The sequence below is a fragment of the Streptomyces sp. NPDC048416 genome (assembly GCF_043200435.1).
GTDB lineage: Bacteria > Actinomycetota > Actinomycetes > Streptomycetales > Streptomycetaceae > Streptomyces.
In genome coordinates this window covers 354,265-371,885 of record NZ_JBICXU010000004.1, presented here as the reverse complement: position 1 = coordinate 371,885, position 17,621 = coordinate 354,265, and the positions used below count along the sequence as shown (strand labels likewise).

The following is a 17,621-nucleotide window of genomic DNA, read 5'->3' as shown; positions in this document are numbered from 1 at the left end:
CACCCCGCACCTGCGGCCGTGCGGGATCGGTACTCGCGTCAACCCCCGTGCCCGCGCGCCGAGTTGAGCCAGCGGTACTGCAACTCCGGGCGGCCGATCTGACCGTACTGCGGGGTGCGTTCGGCGCGGCCCGCGGTGACCAGGTGCTCCAGATACCGGCGTGCGGTGATCCGCGAGATGCCCACCGCGAGGCCGGCCTCGGCGGCCGTCACGCCCTGCGGCGCCGCGCGCAACGTACGCGTGACCGCCTGAAGGGTGGGCGCGCTCAGCCCCTTGGGGAGTGCGGAGGGCTGCGGGGCGCGCAGCGCGGCGAGCGCCCGGTCGACCTCCTCCTGCCCGCTCGCCTCCCCGGCCGCCGCCCGGAACTCGGCGTACCGCACGAGCCGGTCGCGCAGCGTCGCGAAGGTGAACGGCTTCAGGACGTACTGCACCACCCCGAGCGAGACGCCCTCGCGCACCATCGTCAGATCCCGCGCCGAGGTCACCGCCACCACGTCGGCGCTGTGCCCGGCCGCCCGCAGGGACCGTACGAGCTGGAGCCCGTGCCCGTCCGGCAGATACAGATCGAGCAGCAGCAGGTCCACCTCGGTGCGCTCCAGAACGCGCAGCGCCTCGGCCCGCGCATGCGCGACCCCCACCGCGGTGAAGCCCGGCACCCGGCCGACATAGAGGCGGTGCGCCTCGGCGGCCACGGGGTCGTCCTCGACGACCAGCACTCTGATCATGCGCGTCCTTCCTGGTCCAGGGGCAGCCGTACGGTGAACTCGGCGCCGCCGCTGGAGCTGCGGTCCAGCACGATGGTGCCGCCGTGCCGTGCGGCGGTCAGCCGGACCAGCGCGAGGCCCAGGCCCCGGCCCGGGCTCTTCGTCGACCAGCCCCGCTCGAACACCGCCTCGGCCGCGGCCGGATCGATGCCGGGCCCGCTGTCCGCGACCCGCACCACCAGGTGGCCGTCCTCGGTGGCCAGGGTGACGGCGACCTCGGCGGCCGCACTGCCCTGCGCCGCGTCCACCGCGTTGTCGAGGAGGTTGCCGAGGACGGTGACCAGGTCGCGGGCGGGCAGCGTGCCGGGCAGGAGGCCGTCGCCGATCGCGCTGCCCTCGGTCAGGACCAGCTCCACACCGTGCTCGTTGGCCTGCGCGGCCTTGCCGAGCAGCAGCGCGGCGAGCACCGGTTCGCCGACCGCCGTGACCACCTGGTCGGTGAGCGCCTGGGCGAGCTCCAGCTCGGCGGTCGCGAACTCGACGGCCTCCTGTACGCGGCCGAGCTCGATGAGCGACACCACCGTGTGCAGCCGGTTCGCGGCCTCGTGGGCCTGCGCCCGCAATGCCTGGGTGAACCCGCGCTCGGAGTCCAACTCACCGGAAAGCGCCTGGAGTTCGGTGTGGTCGCGCAGGGTGACCACGGTGCCGTGCTGCCCTCCGGAGGAGACCGGGCGGCTGTTGAGGACCACGATCCGGTCGGCCGTCATGTGCGCCTCGTCCGCCCTCGGCCCGGCGGCGAGCAGCGCCCCGGCGAGCGCGGCGGGCAGGCCGAGCTCCGCCACCGGGCGGCCCACCGCGTCCTCGCCGAGCCCGAGCAGTTCGCGCCCGCCGTCGTTGATGAGCGCGATGCGCCGCTGCCCGTCGAGCATCAGGAGGCCTTCGCGCACGGCGTGCAGGGTGGCCTGGTGGTAGTCGTGCATGCGGCTCAGCTCGGCGGCGTTCATGCCGTGGGTGTGCCGGCGCAGCCGCGCGTTGATCACGTAGGTGCCGAGGCCGCCGAGCGCGAGCGCGCCCGTGGCCATGGCGGCGAGCGCGGCCAGCTGCTTGTGCACCTGCTCGCTGATCCGGTCGATGGTGATGCCCGCGCTGACGAGCGCAGTGATCCGGCCATGATCATCGGGGTCGCGCACCGGAGCCACGACACGCACGGACGGGCCGAGCACCCCCATGTGCGTCTCCGCGAACGTCCGCCCGCGCAGCGCGGGGGCGGTGTCGCCCAGATACGCCTTGCCGATCTCGCCCGGCACCGGGTGCGTCCAGCGGGTGCCGTCCGGCGCCATCACCACGACGAAGTCGACGCCGGTCGTCGTGCGCAGCGTCTCCGCGTACGGCTGAAGAGCCGCCGTGGGGTCCTCGGTGCGGGCGGCCGCGATCACGGCGGGCGAGGCGGCCACGGAGGTCGCGGTCGCGATCGCCTGGCGCCGCGCGGTCTCCTCGGCCTGGTCGCGGTCGGTGATGTACGAGAAGAGCGCGCACCCGGCGACGATCGCGGCGACCAGGACCACTTGCATGGCGAAGAGCTGGCCGGCGAGGGAGCGGGGTCCGGGGAGACGCATCCGCTCAGTGTGCTGGCTGGATCTGTATGAACGAAATGCACGTAAGGGTGACCGGCGTCACAGGGTGCTGGATAGTCGCGGAGATCGCTGCATCGGCCGTCGGGACATGGCCGCCAGCCGTACCTGAGCCGCAACGAAGGAGAACCCCGTGGACCCCGTGGCAGAGCCGCCGGCGCGCCGGGAGCGCACCCACTATCTCTACCTGGCCGTGATCGGCGCGGTGGTGCTCGGCATCGTCGTGGGCTTCGCGGCGCCGGGGGTCGCCGTCCAGCTGAAGCCGATCGGCACCGGCTTCGTGAACCTGATCAAGATGATGATCTCGCCCATCATCTTCTGCACGATCGTGCTCGGCGTCGGCTCGGTGCGCAAGGCAGCCAAGGTCGGCGCGGTGGGCGGTCTCGCACTCGGCTACTTCCTGGTCATGTCGACGGTGGCGCTCGCCATCGGCCTCCTGGTCGGCAACGTCCTGGAGCCGGGCTCCGGCCTCCATTTGACGGAGGCCGCACGGCACGCCGGCGCGAAGCAGGCCGCGGGTGCGAGCGAGTCGACGGCGGACTTCCTGCTCGGGATCATCCCGAAGACGATGGTGTCCGCCTTCACCGAGGGCCAGGTCCTCCAGACCCTTCTGATCGCGCTGCTCACCGGCTTCGCCCTCCAGGCGCTCGGCTCGGCGGGACAGCCGGTGCTGCGCGGCGTCGAACACATCCAGCGCCTCGTCTTCCGCATCCTGGCGATGGTGATGTGGGTGGCGCCCATCGGCGCGTTCGGCGCGATCGCGGGCGTGGTGGGCGAGACCGGCGTGGACGCCCTCAAGGCCCTCGCCGTCATCATGATCGGCTTCTACATCACCTGCGCCCTGTTCGTCTTCGTCGTACTCGGCGCGATCCTCAAGCTGCTGACCGGTGTCAACATCTTCAGCCTCCTGAAGTACCTGGCCAGGGAGTTCCTGCTGATCCTCTCCACGTCCTCGTCGGAGTCGGCGCTGCCGCGGCTGATCGCGAAGATGGAGCATCTGGGGGTGAGCCGTTCGGTCGCCGGCATCACGGTGCCGACGGGCTACTCGTTCAACCTGGACGGCACCGCGATCTATCTGACGATGTCCTCGCTGTTCATCGCGAACGCCATGGGCAAGCCGCTGGGCGCGAGCGAGCAGATCTCGCTGCTCCTCTTCATGATCATCGCCTCGAAGGGTGCGGCGGGTGTCACGGGCGCGGGCCTGGCCACCCTGGCGGGCGGCCTCCAGTCCCACCGCCCCGAACTGGTCGACGGTGTCGGCCTGATCGTCGGCATCGACCGCTTCATGAGCGAGGCGCGGGCGCTGACCAACTTCGCGGGCAACGCGGTCGCCTGTGTGCTCGTCGGCACCTGGACGAAGGAGATCGACAAGCCCCGGGTCGCGGAGGTCCTGGCGGGCCGGCTCCCGTTCGACGAGCGGATGCTGACGGCGGGGGAGCCGGAGGTGCCCGAGCCACGCGAGGAGAACAAGACGCCCGCGCCCGCGACTACTTGAGGATATTGACGGCGCGTGCCACGACCAGCACGACGGTGAGCAGCGACACGGCGGACTGGAGCATCATCAGCATCTTCGCCCACCGGTTCAGGGGCATCACGTCTGTCGGGCTGAAAGCGGTGGCGTTGGTGAACGACAGGTACAGATAGTCGGGGAAGGCCGGCTCCCAGTGGGGCGGGGCCAGTTCGGGGCTCTGCATCTGCGGGAAGAGGAAATCGGGGTACACCCGGTCCGCCCGCATCCGGGCAAGCGGGCCGCCCCTGTCCCACTCCCAGTACCAGAGCGCGAAGACGATCACGTTGGTGAGCCAGATGCCGCCGCCCGTCATGAGGAGGGCGGCGGCATCGGCGCCCTCCTGGCCCCGTACGAGCCCGACGACCAGCCGCACCGCCGACCACCCGTTGGCCGCGCTGATGCACGCGATCAGAACGAGCCCGGCCGGCCGGTACAGACGCGCGGGCCGCTCGATGCGGACGGGGTTGGCCGCGATCAGGGCAGCCATGAGCGCGACTTCGAGCCCGGGCAGCAGCCACCCCGGACGCAGGGTCAGCCGCGCGGGCAGCATCCACTGCAACGCGACCGCGACGAGCACGGCAAGCGTGGACGCCCACCGGGTCTCCCCCTGGGTCACCCGCAACCAGGCAGGCACGGGCCGGCCGGCCCCGGGATCGGACTCGGGCTGCGGTACCTCCGGTACGTGCGTCACGCCCCCATGCTCCCGCGCCCACCCCCCGGGCAGCGACCCGGCTCACCCGCCGGGACCGGCCGGGTCAGCCGCCGGGACCGGCCGGGTACTCGTACCGGACCTCGTACAAGTGCCCCGCCTTGACCAGGACGCTGACTTCGACAGGGCGCTCGCCGTCGCTGTACACGACGCGCAGGGTGCGGAGCACCGGCAGATTGCCCGGCAGTCGCAGGGCCCGGGACTGCTCTTGCGTCGGGACGCGTGCCGAGACCCGGTCGACGCTCAGGCGGGGCGGGTGCCCGAGGGCGGCGAGCAGGGTCGGAGTACCGCCTCTGATCCGGCGCCGCTCGGCCAGCGCGGTGCCCGCCGCGATCTCCAACGGGTAGTAGGAGGCGACCAGTTCGGCGGGGTCGTCGTCGATGCTGAGCAACTGGCGGCGCAACAACGCCGTTGCGTCATCGGGGAGGCCCAGAGCAGCGCGCACATCCGAGGGCGGCACCACTTCGGCAACCTCCAGCAAGGCGTAAGCAGCCCGCGTGCCGTGCGCAGCGGCTTCGGTCAGCCAGGGGTACGGCTCTCCAGGTCGGGCCGTGACCAGGGAGGGCGCGGGCCGGATCGTCCGCTGGCGATGGGCCCGTACGGTGACGGCCGCTCCGGCGCGCCCCACGACGAGCCCTTCGCCCTTGAGGAGTTGCAGCGCCTTCTGCACGGTCGCACTCGACGCACCGAAGCGCTCCTTGAGCCGCACGGTCGAGGGCAGGGAACCACCGGGCGGCAGGTCGCCGCTCATGATCTCGTCACGCAGGTCTGCCGCGATCCGCTCATGGAGTGAGCGCGAGTCATGGGCATCGGGTTCGGCGGCGGCCACGGTCATCCGATCCTGATCTCGTAGCGGAGGCGCTGAAGCGCGGCGGGCATCGTCATCATGTCGACCTGGATGGCCCGGTCGTCCGCGTCCATGGTGGTGCGGACGATCCGCAGGACGGGTTCGCCGGGGGCGAGCCGGAGGGTTTCCCGGGCCTCCTCGTCCGGCAACGCAGCGATCACGTCCTCGCGAACGCGGACGCCGACGTGGCCGAGCTCGGCCAGGAGACGCACCGCGCCGCCGCGGACCTTGGCGGTGGAGGCGAGACCCGTGCCGCGCGCGATCTCCAAGGGATAGTAGGTGTCGGTCAGTTCGCAAGGACGCTCATCGAGGTACATCACCCTGCGCCGCACCACGACCTGCATCCCATCGCGCCCACCGAAGGCGTTCGAGACCTCCGAAGGAGCGGCCACCTCCCCGGCGTGCACGATGCGCTGACGCCCCGCGCCGCCCCGGGCCGCGGCTTCGGCCGCCCAGGAATCGGCTGCGGACTGGCTGCGCGGAGCCAGATACGGCATCGAGCTGCTGACCCACTCCTCGGCGCCCAAGACGTCCTCCCACGGCTGACCCACCAGTGACGGTCCGCTGCCCACCGTAAGCGACACGGACGGTCATGCCGTGGCTCAACCTTGCTGCTAGTAGAGGTGGTGGTGCGTCATGTCCCCGCTTGACCCGGACTGGATGTCCGATGACGGCGAGGAGGGTCCTGTGGCAATGACCGCGAGACTGCTTCCCTGGGCGGGGTCCGACGGGAAGCCGTGCTACCTGAGCACCGACGGGCACGGCTACGTCGCGCGCGTGGCCGACCGGATGGAGGCCGTGCAGCTCCGCATGGCGGCCGAAGTGGTCGCGTGCTCCGGCCCGTTGATCGGTCACCGCGGGCGCCGCGAGGGGCCGGCCCCGGTTACTTGCCCAGGGCCTTCACCGCCTCGTAGTACGTCCACGCCGTCGCGTCGCACGACGCCTTCTTCGCGCTGCTGTACGCGCCGCACACGCGCTTGAGGTCGGCGTACAGGGCGCTGTCCAGGCGGGGCTTGTTGGCGGGGAACTGGCCGGCCGCCTTGTAGTTGCGGTAGCCGAAGTCGTGGCGGGCGCAGGAGAGTTTGAAGGGGAAGCCGAAGGGGTTGTCGGGGGACTTCGAGCAGTAGTCGGTCGACCAGTCGAATCCGTACGCGGACCAGCGGGACTGGTCGTTGTGGGCGGCCTGCCACGCCGTGGAGCTGGTCGCGCCGGTCTGGGTGAACGAGGCGAGTACCTGGGCCTTGTCGGCGGGCGCGGCCTGGGCGGGGCCGGTGGCCAGTGCGGCCAGGGTGAGAGCGGTGGTCGCGGTCATGCTCAGGGCCGTACGACGGCGCATCCTGAACCTCCGTGAGGGGAGCAGTAGTTGACGTGACGTCACTCTGGCCCCACGGGCTGTCGGTGCGCTACAGCTTTGCTCAAGGGACACGCCGCCCGGGCCCCGGTCTCGTACATCTCGCGGCCGTGGGCCCGTTGTCACAGCCTCCCGCTAGCGTGCCCAGCAGCGTGCTCCAACTTCTGCCTCCGGGGGGACCACCGTGGACATCCTGCTCATCGCCGGCCTGTGGCTCGACGCGTCCGCCTGGGACGAGGTCGTGCCCGAACTGACCGCGCTCGGCCACCGTCCCGTACCGCTCGCGCTGCCGGGCCAGGGCGACGGCGACACATCCGCGACCCTCGACGACCAGGTGGCGGCCGTGCTCGCGGCCCTCGACGCGATGCCCGGCGAGAGCCTGGTGGTCGGGCACTCCGCCGCGGCGAGCCTGGCCTGGATGGCCGCCGACGCGCGACCCGACAAGGTGGCCAAGGCGGTCCTGGTCGGCGGATTCCCGGCCCCCGACGGGCGGGCCTACGCCGATTTCTTCGACGTCGAAGGCGGCGTAATGCCCTTCCCGGGCTGGGCCCCGTTCGAGGGGGCGGACGCCGCCGACCTGGACCAGGAGGCGCGAGAGCGGTTCGCGTCGGCCGCCGTCCCCATGCCCGAGGGGGTCAGCAGGGGAATCGTGCGCCTGCGCGACGAGCGTCGGCTCCAGGTCCCCGTGGTGCTGGTCTGCCCGGAGTTCAGCGCCGCGCAGGCCAAGGAGCGGATCGCCGAGGGCGAGAGCCCCGACCTCGCCCGCGCCGCCCATGTCGCGTACGTGGACCTCGACTCGGGCCACTGGCCGATGATCACCCGCCCCCGCGACCTCGCCCGCGTCCTGGCGGAGGCCGCCGAAGCCTAGCGAGGGCGGGGGCTCCTGCCACAGGACCGCCGTGCCCCGACCTCAGGCGTGCGGCGGCCTGGGGGCCTCACGCGTGCGGCGACGGCCGCCGAGACCGCCGCGCTCGACCTTCACCCCTGCGGCGGCGACCGCCGGACCGCCGCGCTCGACCTTCACCCCTGCGGCGGCGACCGCCGGACCGCCGCGCTCGACCTCACGCGTGCGGCGGTTGCCGGGTCAGTGCCGCCGCCACCACCTCGGTCGTGCGCTGCGACGGGACCCCCGCCGAGAGCAGGAGGGTCGTCGCCGCGGCGGGGCCGGCCTCCGATGCGGGCAGGGCTCCCTCGTTGACCGCCTCCATGAGGCCGAACAGGGACTGCTCGTGCACATAGGCGAGGGCCGCCGGTGGCAGGGGGGACACGAACACGCCCTGGCTCAGGCCGAGTTGGAGCAGGTCCACGCACTCCTTGCGGACCGGGGCGAGGCGCTGCTTCAGGCTCGCCATGGTGACGCTGCGCTGGGCCAGGGCGACCAGGAGCCGGTAGCGGTCGGCGATCTCCCAGACCGCGAGCGTGGCGCGCGCCAGCGCCTCGGCCGGATCGGCCACACCCTCGCGCCCCTCGCGGTGCGCCTCGGCGACGGTCTCCGCCGCCTCGTCCACCAGCGCCGCGATCAGCGCGTCCCGGCTCGGGAAGTGCCCGTACACCGTGCGCCGTACGACGCCCGCCGACCGGGCGATCTGGTCCATCGAGGCATCCGGGTCGCGGACCAGCTCGGCGAAGGCCACCTCCATGATGCGGCGGCGGTTCGCGTCGGCGCGGCCCCCGAGGGGGGCGGCAGGGGTAGCAGTCACAGCCTCCATTTTGCACAGCGCCGTGCAGCGGCGTAAATTGCACAGCAGTGTGTAATTGCACAGTGATGTGCAAGTAGATCTTCCTCGGCGGGACCGGCAGAAAGCCGGGTCCTCGGGGAAGGGGACCGAAGCAAGGCAGCACAGGAAGGGTGAGACACCGTGGGTCTCGTCATCAAGGAGCCCGTCGAGAAGATGGAGGCGCCGTACAAGCGGCGCTGGTGGGCGCTGCTCGTGCTCTGCCTCAGCCTGCTGATCATCGTGATGGCGAACACCGCCCTCACCGTGGCCGCCCCCGACATGACCAAGGACCTCGGGCTCAGCAGCTCCGACCTCCAGTGGGTCATCGACGGCTACACCGTCCCGTACGCCGCCCTGATGCTGCTGCTCGGCGCGATCGGCGACAAGTACAGCCGGCGCGGCGCGCTCGTGCTCGGTCTGCTCGTCTTCGCCGGCGCCTCGGTGGCCGGCTCCCTCGTCGACAGCTCGACGGGCGTCATAGCCTCGCGTGCCGTCATGGGTGTCGGCGCCGCGCTGATCATGCCCGCGACCCTGTCGCTGCTCGCCTCCACGTTCCCGCGCGGCGAGCGCGCCAAGGCGATCCTGCTGTGGACCGCCACCGCCGGAATCGCCATCGCGGCGGGCCCGTTGGTCGCGGGCGCTCTCCTGGAGGACCACGGCTGGGCCTCGACGTTCCTCATCAACGTGCCGATCGCGCTGCTCGCGGTCGTCGGCGCGTTCGTCCTCGTACCGCCGTCCAGGGCCGCCCACCACGACCGCATCGACTACGTCGGCGGGCTGCTCTCGGTCGTCTCCGTCGGCGCGCTCGTCTACATGATCATTCAGGGCCCGCACTTCGGCTGGGACGCCAAGGCGATCGGCGCCGCCGTCGTCGCCGCCATCGGATTCGTGGCCTTCGTGGTGTGGGAACTGCGCCACCCGCGGCCCGTCCTGAACGTGCGCCGCTTCGCCCACCGCATGTTCTCGGGCTCGCTGCTCGCCGTCGCGCTGTTCTTCCTCGCGGTGTTCGGCGCGTTCTACTACCTCACCCAGCACCTCCAGTTCGTGCTCGGCTACACCCCGCTCGAGACCGGCATCCGCATGCTGCCGCTGGCCGGCGCCGTCTTCGTGGGCTCCGCGCTCACCGGCATCCTGACGCCGCGGCTCGGCATGAAGATCACGGTCACCGCCGGCATGGTCGCCGGAACCGTCGCGCTCGCGCTGCTCACCCGGGTCGACTCGGGCTCCGGGTACGGCGACTTCCTCGCCCCGCTGATCATCCTGGGTGTCGCCATCGGGCTCGCCCTGTCGCCCTGCACCGACGCGATCATGGGCTCCTTCCCCGAGGCCGAGCTCGGCGTCGGCGGCGCCGTCAACGACACCTCGCTCGAACTCGGCGGCTCGCTCGGCATCGCCATCCTCGGCTCGGTGCTCGCCAAGTCGTACTCCTCGCACCTCGCCGACGCGACCGCCGGTACGAAGCTGCCCGCGTCCGCGCTCGCCACCGCCCAGGACTCCGTCGGCGCCGGATACGCGGTGGCCCAGGGCATCGGCGACCAGGCCAAGCAGCTCGGCGCCCAGGCGCTGCACGCGAGCAGTCCCCAGCAGGCCGCCCAGCTGAAGGCCCAGGCCGAACAACTCGCCGCGGGCGCCCAGCAGATGAGCCACGCGGTGGGCTCCGCCTTCGCCGACGCGGTCGCCCGCACCAGCCTCATCGGCGCGGTGATCCTGGGGGTCGGCACGGTCCTGGTGGCCGTGCTCCTGCCGCGCCGGGGCAACGGCGACGAGCAGGCCGCCCAGCCCGCCGCCGAGCGGGAGAGCCTGCCCGTCTGACCCCGCGCCTCACGGCAGCAGTGCCAGCTCCGCCCCGCTCAGTACGAGATCGGCCGCACCCGCCGAGTCGCGTACCGACGCGGGGCGGCTGGCGCCCGGGATCGGCAGCAGGGCGCGTGACCGGCTCAGCATCCAGGCGAGAACCACCTGTTGCGGGCTCACTCCGCGCTCCTTCGCCACGGCATGGAACGCGGTCTCGGGCGCGGGGGCGCCCGGCCCGTCGAGCGCACTGCGCGAGATCCCGCCCAGCGGGCTCCACGGCAAAAATGCGAGGCCCAGCTCCTCGCAGAGCCGCAGCTCGGGCTCGCTGTCGAGGACGGCCGGCGAATAGCGGTTCTGTACGGAGACGAGACGGTCGCCCAGAATGCGCCGCGCCTCGTGGATCTGACCGGTGTCCGCGTTGGAGAGCCCCACCACACGGACCTTCCCCTCATCGGCCAGCTCCCGCAGCACGCCGACCGAGTCGGCGAACGGCACCTCGGGGTCGGGCTTGTGCAGCTGGTAGAGGCCGATCGCTTCGACGCCGAGCCGCTTCAAGGAGGCTTCGGCGGCCCGTCGCAGATGACCGGGGTCGCCGTTCACCGTCCAGCCCCCGTCGTCGGTGCGCCCCCGGCCGCCCTTGGTGGCGACCAGGACATGATCGGTCGCGCCGCCGTAGCAGGCCAGGGCGCGGGCGACCAGGAGCTCGTTGTGGCCGGGCTCGCCCCCCGGCGCGTAGTAGGAGTCCGCGGTGTCGATCAGCGTGATCCCCGCGTCGAGCGCGGCGTGCACGGTGGCGAGCGCCCGGGCCTCGTCCGGGTGTCCCTCGATCGACAGGGGCATCGCTCCGTACCCGATCGCGCCGACCTCGAAGGGCCCAAGCGTGCGGTACTGCATGTCAGTTGACTCCCAGTGTCTCGGTGACGGCGCGCGTCAGCCAGTCCTTGGTGTGTGAGAAGGCGAAGCCGAGCGATTCGGCGCGGGAGTTGTCCATCGCGTACGCACGGGCGAAGGAGAACGGGGAGACCGCGCCGACCTCCACCGGTTGGTAGCGTACGGGCCGCTGTGCGCCGCCCAGCGCGCCGGCCACCTCCGTCACGATGTCCTCGGTGCTCAACGGCCCGTGCGACGCGGCGTTGACGGGGCCGGTGAAGTCCTGGTGGGTCACCCAGAACAGGAACGCGGCGATCTCCTCGACGTCGATGTACGTCGCCGCACGGTTCGGCACGGCCACCGCGACGGGCTCGCCCGAGCGGATCCGGTCCGCGTAGTGGGCCAGGCGCCCGGTGAAGTCGTCGGCCCCGCCCAGCACATGGGCCACCCGCACCGCGACGTACGGGAAGGGCGGGTCCGCGGCGAACACCGCCTCGGCCTGGCGCTTGCCCTCGCCGTAGTACTCGGCGACGAACTCCGGTTCCTGCCAGGGGAGTTCGGTGGTGACGATCACCGTGGCCGCGTCCAGGGCGTCCTCGCCGACCGGCTCGGCGCGGTCCTCGTACTCGTACACCTCGACCGTCGACGTCATGACGTACCGCACGGTGCGGCCGGCGAAGACGCGACGGGCGATCGCCGCCTGCCGCGGGGTGTAACAGACCTGGTCGATGACGACGTCGAAGGTGCGCTCGCCCACGGCGGCCGCGAGAGCGGCCTCGTCGTCGCGGTCGGCGATCAGCCGGGCCGCGCCGGGCGGGGGCGGCACCGAGCCCCGGTTCAGGACCGTGACCCGGTCACCTGCGGCCAGCAGCCGGGCGACGAGCCGCTTCCCGAAGTAGCGGTTGCCCCCGATGACCAGCACCTCACGCATATCCTCGCTCCCCTTCCCACCTGCGGCTTTCCGGATACCAGTGTTACGTTGACGGGCCGGGGACTGAAGGGGGAAACATGGGAGATCTCGCGGCGGTACCGAAAGAACCGCGGCATGCGCGGGGCACGGCCAACGATTCGTCAGGGGGCTTCGATCCGGTCGACCGCCGGCTGCTCGAAGTGGTCCAGCGGGAGGGCCGGATCAAGCTCAGCGAGCTGGGCCGGCGGGTCCGGCTGAGCCCCGCCGCGGTCACCGAGCGGCTGCGCAGGCTGGAGGCGAGCGGCGCGATCACGGGGTACGGGGCGCGGGTCGATCCGGCCCGGCTCGGTTACGGCATCCAGGCGTTCATCCGGGTCAGCCCGCACGGCGGGTACAACCTGAAGCATCCGCGGACCCTGGAGCTGATGGAGCGGCCGGAGGTCATCGAGGTGCACCACGTGGTGGGCGAGGACTGCTGGATCATCAAGGTGGCCGTGGCGGACACGGTCCACCTGGAGGAGATCCTGGAGCAGACCTCGGCGCTCGGCCGCACGACGACGTCGATCGTGCTCTCGTCGCCGGTGGGCGGCCGCGAGGGGAAGCCGCTGCTGCCGCCGGTACGGGACTGATCCGGCGCACGGCGTCCCTGGGGGACCGAGCCGCCGCTCGGCCTCGGTGAGCAGCTGCGCCGCCGGACCTGGCCGCCGTCGCTCCTCTCGCGCTTGCCTTGCCGTCGACGTCAAGGATTACCGTCCTGGGTATGCGCATTGGCGAGCTCGCGTCGCGGGCAGGGACGACGACCCGCACGCTTCGGTACTACGAGTCGCGCGGTCTGCTGGCCGCGCGGCGCGCGGACAACGGCTACCGGACGTACGACGAGGACGATCTGCGGCTGATCCAGCAGATCAAGACCCTCCAGGACTTCGGGTTCGAGCTGGAGGAGACCCGGCCGTTCGTGGAGTGCCTGCGGGCCGGACACCCGGCGGGCGACACCTGCCCGGCGTCGCTCGCCGTGTACCGCCGCAAGCTGACCGACCTCGACGCGCTGATCGGTGAACTCACCGCCGTGCGCGCCCAGGTCGGCGAGGAGCTGGCGCGGGCCGAACTGATGGCGTCGGCGCAGAATCCGGGCGGCCCCGAGCCGCGCTGCGAGTTGAGCCCGCCGGCCGGGCCCCCTACGGAGGAGAGAACGCGATGATCAAGGCAGCAGGCGTGGACGAGGTGACCGATTCGACCTTCGACGCGGAGGTGCGGGAGGCCGGCCTTCCGGTCCTGGTGGAGTTCACCGCCGACTGGTGTCCGCCGTGCCGGCAGATCGCGCCCGTCCTGAGCGCCCTCGCCGTGGAGCTGGCGGACCGTTTGAAGATCGTCCAGCTGGATGTGGACATGAACCCGGAGACCACCGCCAAGTACGGCGTCCTGTCGATGCCCACCCTGATGGTGTTCCGGGCGGGGGAGCCCGTGAAGGCGATGGTGGGCGCGCGCCCCAGGCGCCGGCTGCTCCAGGAGCTCGAAGACGTGCTGTGACACGCGGCGTCATGTGACGCGGCGACCTCGTGCGAGACGGAGGCGGGCGTCATGTGACGCGGCTGGGTCAGGTGGCGCGTGTAGGGCCGACGCGGCGTCGGCAGTACGTCGCGGAACGCAAAAGGAATGCCCCGGATGAATTGACATCCGGGGCATTCCTTTGCGTATATTAGGTGTTTCGTATCTTTGCATGGCAGGGATACGAAGAAGCCTTATGAGTGCACCGTATCGCGTCAGGAGTGGAATTGTCAACCGAGGAATGTCGGAAGGAACAGCAATTCATCACCGATCTGTACACCCGGCTCGATGAGCTGCGGGACCAGGCGGAGGTCGCGATGCGTACGGCGTTGTCGCAGGCCGGCACGGGTCTCCAGGCCCGGCTCGAACGGGATGTGATGGTCGCCGAACAGTCCGGCCTGCTCGGCGCCCTCAACGCGGGCGAGAACGGGCTGTGCTTCGGAAGGCTGGATTTCCAGGACGGCGCGACCCATCACATCGGACGCATCGGAATCCGCAGGAATGACCGCGAACGCACTCCTGTGGTGATCGACTGGCGCGCCGAAGTCGCCCGCCCCTTCTATCTCGCCACCGGGCATTCCCCGATGGGATTGCGGCGCAGGCGGCACATCTCCACCCAGGGCCGCACCGTCACCGCGCTCCACGACGAACTGCTGGACCTGACGGACTCCGAACGGACCGGCCATGAGGGTGCCAACGCCGACGAGGTGCTGCTCGCCGCGCTCGACGCCGCCCGCACCGGCCGGATGCACGACATCGTGCGGACCATCCAGGCCGAGCAGGACCGCATCATCCGGGCCCCGCACAGCGGTGTGCTCGTCGTCGAGGGCGGCCCCGGCACCGGAAAGACCGTCGTGGCGCTGCACCGGGCCGCGTATCTCCTGTACGAATACCGGGAGTTGCTTGCCCGCAGGGCCGTCCTCGTCGTCGGACCCAACCCGGCGTTCCTCGGCTACATCGGCGACGTACTGCCTTCGCTCGGCGAGACCGGGGTGCTCCTGTCCACCATGGCCGAGCTGTTCCCCGGCGTGCACGCGACCGGCGCCGACACCCCCGAGGCGGCCGAGATCAAGGGCCGCGCGGCCATGGCCGACGTCCTCGCGGCGGTCGTGCGCGACCGCCAGACCGTGCCCGAGCGGGCCGTCGAGATCCCGCACGAGGGATACGGCGCGATCCAGCTGGACCGGTCGATGGCCGAGGACGCCCGGTGGCGGGCGCGCGAGAGCGGACTCCCGCACAACCTGGCACGGCCGTACTTCGCCTTCCACATCATCGACGCGCTCACCGCGCAGCTCGTGGAGCGCATCGGCGCCGACCCCTACGGCGGCCCGAACCTGCTCGGTCCCGACGACGCCGCCCAGATGGGCAAGGAGATCGCCACGAGCCGCGACGTGCACGCGGCGATCGACACGCTCTGGCCCCTGTTGACGCCGCAGGAACTGGTGGCGGACTTCCTGGCCGACCCGGCCCATCTCCCCGACGACGAGGCCCGGTCGATCCGGCGCGAGGGCGGCCCATGGACGCCCGGGGACGTGCCGCTGCTCGACGAGGCGGCCGAACTCCTCGGCGAGGACGACAGCGCGGCACGCGCCGCCGCCGAGGCCGAACGCCAGGAGCGGATCGCCTACGCGCAGGGCGTCCTCGACCTCTCCGCCGGTTCGGAGTCGTACGAGTTCGAGGACGAGGAGTCCGAAGTGCTCGCCGCACACAACATCATCGACGCCGAGCGGATGGCCGAGCGGCACGAGGAGGCCGACCACCGCAGCGCGGCCGAGCGGGCGGCCGCGGACCGCACCTGGGCGTTCGGACACATCATCGTGGACGAGGCGCAGGAGCTCTCGGCGATGGCCTGGCGGCTGCTCATGCGGCGCTGCCCGACCCGTTCGATGACGCTCGTCGGGGACCCCGCGCAGACCGCCGACGCGGCGGGGGTCGGGTCCTGGGAACGGATCCTCGCGCCGTACGTGGCCGAAGGGCACTGGGAGCACGTCCGGCTCGGGGTCAACTACCGTACGCCGGCGGAGATCATGGAGGTCGCGGCCGAGGTCCCCCGGGCGGCGGACCCGTCCTTCGTGCCGCCCAGCTCCGTCCGCTCCACGGGGGTACGCCCCTGGGTCCGCCCCCTCGCACCCGAGGCGCCGGCGCCCGCGGTGGCGCAGGCCGTCGCCGCCGAGCGGGGTGGCGGCCGCCTCGCCGTCATCGCCCCGGCCCGGCTGCACGCCGCCCTGCTCGCGGAACTCCCCGACGCGGCGTCCGGCCCCGCGCCCGACCTCACCCGGGAGGTCGTCCTGCTCGACCCGCGTCAGGCGAAGGGGCTTGAGTTCGACACGGTGCTGGTGGTCGAGCCGGGGGAGTACGGAGTGAGCGACCTGTACGTCGCGCTGACCAGGGCGACGCAGCGGCTCGGCGTGCTGTACACGTCCGAACTGCCGGACACCCTCGGCCAGTTGCTGCCCTAGAGCTACTTGTCGTACGGCTCAGCCGAAGTCGGGAATGGGGTGGTCGGGGGTCAGGGCGGCGGCGATGCGCTGGACGATGGTGTGCGCGGTGTGGCCGTCCTGGGAGCCGGGGTTCTGCGTGGTCGAGACGGCGATGGACATGCGCTCGGACGGCAGGTACGCCATCGAGGCCGAGTAGCCGAAGAACAGCGGGTGCTGGGAGATCCAGTCGCCCAGGACGATCACGCCCATGCCGTAGTGCGTCTGCTCGGTCTGCGCGAGGCACACGGTGGCGGGGCACGTGTCGGTCGGGTGGCCGAGGCCGACCGTGCCCGGGTCAAGGAGCTCCTGGTAGGAGGACTTCGAAAGAAGCTCGCCCGAGCCGATGGCACCGGCCGAGCGGGCCAGGTCGCAGATGTCGGTGGTTTCCACCGCACCCGGGGCAGTGGTCCACGAGGGGTTCCAGAACGTGGATTCCTCGTAGGTCCCGCGGTCGGCGGTGAACGCGTGCAAAGCCGGTTCGGGGATTTCGGGCGTGAAGCTGTTGCGGGTCTCGCGCAGTCCGATCGGCCCCAGGACCTCTCGTTCGAGGAGAACGTCCAGGCGGGTGTGGGTGATCTTCTCCAGGGCGGCGCCCAGCAGGACGAAGTTGGCGTGCGAATAGCTCCAGTTGGTGCCGGGGTCGTACCAGGGCTCCTGGCCGGTGGAGATGGCGACGAGTTCCCGGGGGGGCCACTGCCGGAACGGGTTCGCGGTGACGGCCTGCTGGAAGCCGGGGTCGGGGACGTAGTCGCGCAGGCCGGTCGTGGAGTTGGCGAGCATGCGCAGCGTGAACCCCTCGCCGTGCGGGACGTCCGGCAGCCACCGCGAGACCGGGTCGTCGAGGTTCACCTTGCCCTGGTCGACGAGGCGCAGCAGGGCCGTGCCCAGGTAGCTGATGGCGATGTTGCCGTTCCGGAAGTGCATCGCCGGGTCGGCAGGAACACCCGTCATCGACTCGCCGAGCGCGGAGGTGACGAGCTCACGGCCGTCGACGGTGACCCGCAGGATCACGGACTTGAGCTTCAGTTCCTGCTTGGCCTGTTCGGCGATGCGCAGGACATCGTGCGCCGGGCCGTGGGCGGGCCGGTGTGACGTCGCGCAGGCGCCCCGCCGGGCCCCGTCGTCACCCGAGGCGGGGGTGCCCGTGCCCGCGGTGTTCGCGGTGGCGGGGGCCGTGACGCAGAGGGCGAGGGCCGCGGTGAGTGCGGTGAGGGCGGTTACGGCGCCGCGGGGCCGTGATGTTCTGCGCGTGGGGGTCATGGCGGCGAGTATTGGGCGGCAGACGCGGGCCGCCGGGCCGCGCGGCGTCGATCCGCCCCAACTTCACCCGTCCTGCCCAGAATGTCCCAGCCGCGAGCCACCTCGAACGCCGCCCGTTCGCGCAGTTCCCCGCGCCACTTGATGGGCCGGCTTTCGGGTGCGGGTCGCGCGTGGCTGGTCGCGCAGTTCCCCGCGCCCCTTGGTAGGTCCGGCTTTCGGCCGCGGGCCGTGTGTGGCCGTTCGCGCAGTTCCCCGCGCCCCTGACACCCGCTTTCGGGTGCGGGCCGTGGTC

17 protein-coding genes are annotated in these 17,621 nt (G+C 71.8%); 7 read left to right on the top strand and 10 right to left on the bottom strand.

Annotated elements, in window-relative coordinates; all coding sequences use genetic code 11:
* Positions 1 to 38: 38 nt before the first annotated feature.
* Both ACGFW5_RS08240 and ACGFW5_RS08235 read right to left on the bottom strand, forming a co-directional pair.
* Positions 39 to 725 (bottom strand): response regulator, encoded by a 687-nt coding sequence (locus tag ACGFW5_RS08240; protein WP_393833359.1) that lies wholly within the window; start codon positions 723 to 725, stop codon positions 39 to 41.
* Positions 722 to 2,320: an ATP-binding protein gene (locus ACGFW5_RS08235; protein ID WP_393833358.1), complete on the bottom strand. Its 1,599-nt coding sequence runs from the start codon at positions 2,318 to 2,320 to the stop codon at positions 722 to 724. Before ACGFW5_RS08235 ends, ACGFW5_RS08240 begins: the two co-directional genes overlap by 4 nt.
* A gap of 157 nt (positions 2,321 to 2,477) precedes the next feature.
* Between ACGFW5_RS08235 and ACGFW5_RS08230 the strand changes: the two genes are divergently transcribed.
* Entirely contained in the window at positions 2,478 to 3,830 is a 1,353-nt protein-coding gene (locus tag ACGFW5_RS08230) for a cation:dicarboxylate symporter family transporter (RefSeq protein ID WP_393833406.1), read from the top strand.
* On the opposite strand, the gene ACGFW5_RS08225 is transcribed toward ACGFW5_RS08230, so the two are convergent.
* The 4 genes from ACGFW5_RS08225 to ACGFW5_RS08210 all read right to left on the bottom strand — a co-directional run bounded on the left by ACGFW5_RS08225 (position 3,823) and on the right by ACGFW5_RS08210 (position 6,737).
* Positions 3,823 to 4,536, bottom strand: coding sequence for a hypothetical protein (locus tag ACGFW5_RS08225; protein WP_393833357.1), 714 nt, complete (start codon positions 4,534 to 4,536; stop codon positions 3,823 to 3,825). The genes ACGFW5_RS08230 and ACGFW5_RS08225 overlap by 8 nt on opposite strands.
* A gap of 64 nt (positions 4,537 to 4,600) precedes the next feature.
* Positions 4,601 to 5,389 (bottom strand): GntR family transcriptional regulator, encoded by a 789-nt coding sequence (locus ACGFW5_RS08220; protein WP_393833356.1) that lies wholly within the window; start codon positions 5,387 to 5,389, stop codon positions 4,601 to 4,603.
* Positions 5,386 to 5,928, bottom strand: coding sequence for a UTRA domain-containing protein (locus ACGFW5_RS08215; protein WP_393833355.1), 543 nt, complete (start codon positions 5,926 to 5,928; stop codon positions 5,386 to 5,388). The genes ACGFW5_RS08220 and ACGFW5_RS08215 overlap by 4 nt, the downstream gene beginning before the upstream one ends.
* A 356-nt stretch (positions 5,929 to 6,284) precedes the next feature.
* Positions 6,285 to 6,737, bottom strand: a complete 453-nt coding sequence (locus ACGFW5_RS08210) for a phospholipase (RefSeq protein WP_393833354.1) — start codon at positions 6,735 to 6,737, stop codon at positions 6,285 to 6,287.
* 199 nt (positions 6,738 to 6,936) lie between these two features.
* Here ACGFW5_RS08210 and ACGFW5_RS08205 point away from each other — a divergent pair, with 199 nt between their 5' ends.
* On the top strand, positions 6,937 to 7,620 hold the full coding sequence (locus tag ACGFW5_RS08205) for an alpha/beta fold hydrolase (RefSeq protein ID WP_393833353.1): 684 nt from the start codon (positions 6,937 to 6,939) through the stop codon (positions 7,618 to 7,620).
* Positions 7,621 to 7,813: 193 nt separating this feature from the next.
* Here ACGFW5_RS08205 and ACGFW5_RS08200 read toward each other — a convergent pair whose 3' ends face one another.
* Positions 7,814 to 8,461 carry a TetR/AcrR family transcriptional regulator gene (locus ACGFW5_RS08200; protein WP_393833352.1) on the bottom strand — a complete coding sequence of 216 codons (648 nt, stop codon included), beginning with the start codon at positions 8,459 to 8,461 and terminating at the stop codon, positions 7,814 to 7,816.
* Between the two features lie 150 nt (positions 8,462 to 8,611).
* On the opposite strand from ACGFW5_RS08200, the gene ACGFW5_RS08195 reads away from it, so the two are divergent.
* On the top strand, positions 8,612 to 10,282 hold the full coding sequence (locus tag ACGFW5_RS08195; RefSeq protein ID WP_393833351.1) for an MFS transporter: 1,671 nt from the start codon (positions 8,612 to 8,614) through the stop codon (positions 10,280 to 10,282).
* Between the two features lie 9 nt (positions 10,283 to 10,291).
* Here ACGFW5_RS08195 and ACGFW5_RS08190 read toward each other — a convergent pair whose 3' ends face one another.
* Both ACGFW5_RS08190 and ACGFW5_RS08185 read right to left on the bottom strand, forming a co-directional pair.
* Positions 10,292 to 11,158, bottom strand: a complete 867-nt coding sequence (locus tag ACGFW5_RS08190) for an aldo/keto reductase (RefSeq protein ID WP_393833350.1) — start codon at positions 11,156 to 11,158, stop codon at positions 10,292 to 10,294.
* Position 11,159: 1 nt separating this feature from the next.
* On the bottom strand, positions 11,160 to 12,065 hold the full coding sequence (locus ACGFW5_RS08185; protein ID WP_393833349.1) for an NAD-dependent epimerase/dehydratase family protein: 906 nt from the start codon (positions 12,063 to 12,065) through the stop codon (positions 11,160 to 11,162).
* Between the two features lie 77 nt (positions 12,066 to 12,142).
* On the opposite strand from ACGFW5_RS08185, the gene ACGFW5_RS08180 reads away from it, so the two are divergent.
* From ACGFW5_RS08180 to ACGFW5_RS08165, 4 genes are all read left to right on the top strand, one after another.
* A complete protein-coding gene (locus ACGFW5_RS08180) occupies positions 12,143 to 12,673 on the top strand; it encodes an Lrp/AsnC family transcriptional regulator (RefSeq protein ID WP_393833348.1) in 531 nt (176 codons plus the stop codon).
* A 131-nt stretch (positions 12,674 to 12,804) separates the two neighbouring features.
* Complete coding sequence (locus tag ACGFW5_RS08175) at positions 12,805 to 13,242, top strand: MerR family transcriptional regulator (protein WP_393833347.1); 438 nt, start codon at positions 12,805 to 12,807, stop codon at positions 13,240 to 13,242.
* On the top strand, positions 13,239 to 13,571 hold the full coding sequence (trxA, locus tag ACGFW5_RS08170) for a thioredoxin (RefSeq protein ID WP_393833346.1): 333 nt from the start codon (positions 13,239 to 13,241) through the stop codon (positions 13,569 to 13,571). The genes ACGFW5_RS08175 and trxA overlap by 4 nt, the downstream gene beginning before the upstream one ends.
* 245 nt (positions 13,572 to 13,816) lie before the next feature.
* On the top strand, positions 13,817 to 16,048 hold the full coding sequence (locus tag ACGFW5_RS08165) for a HelD family protein (protein WP_393833345.1): 2,232 nt from the start codon (positions 13,817 to 13,819) through the stop codon (positions 16,046 to 16,048).
* A gap of 18 nt (positions 16,049 to 16,066) precedes the next feature.
* Here the strand turns inward: ACGFW5_RS08165 and ACGFW5_RS08160 are convergent, their stop codons facing one another.
* A complete protein-coding gene (locus tag ACGFW5_RS08160) occupies positions 16,067 to 17,329 on the bottom strand; it encodes a serine hydrolase domain-containing protein (protein WP_393833344.1) in 1,263 nt (420 codons plus the stop codon).
* Between the last annotated feature and the right edge of the window lie 292 nt (positions 17,330 to 17,621).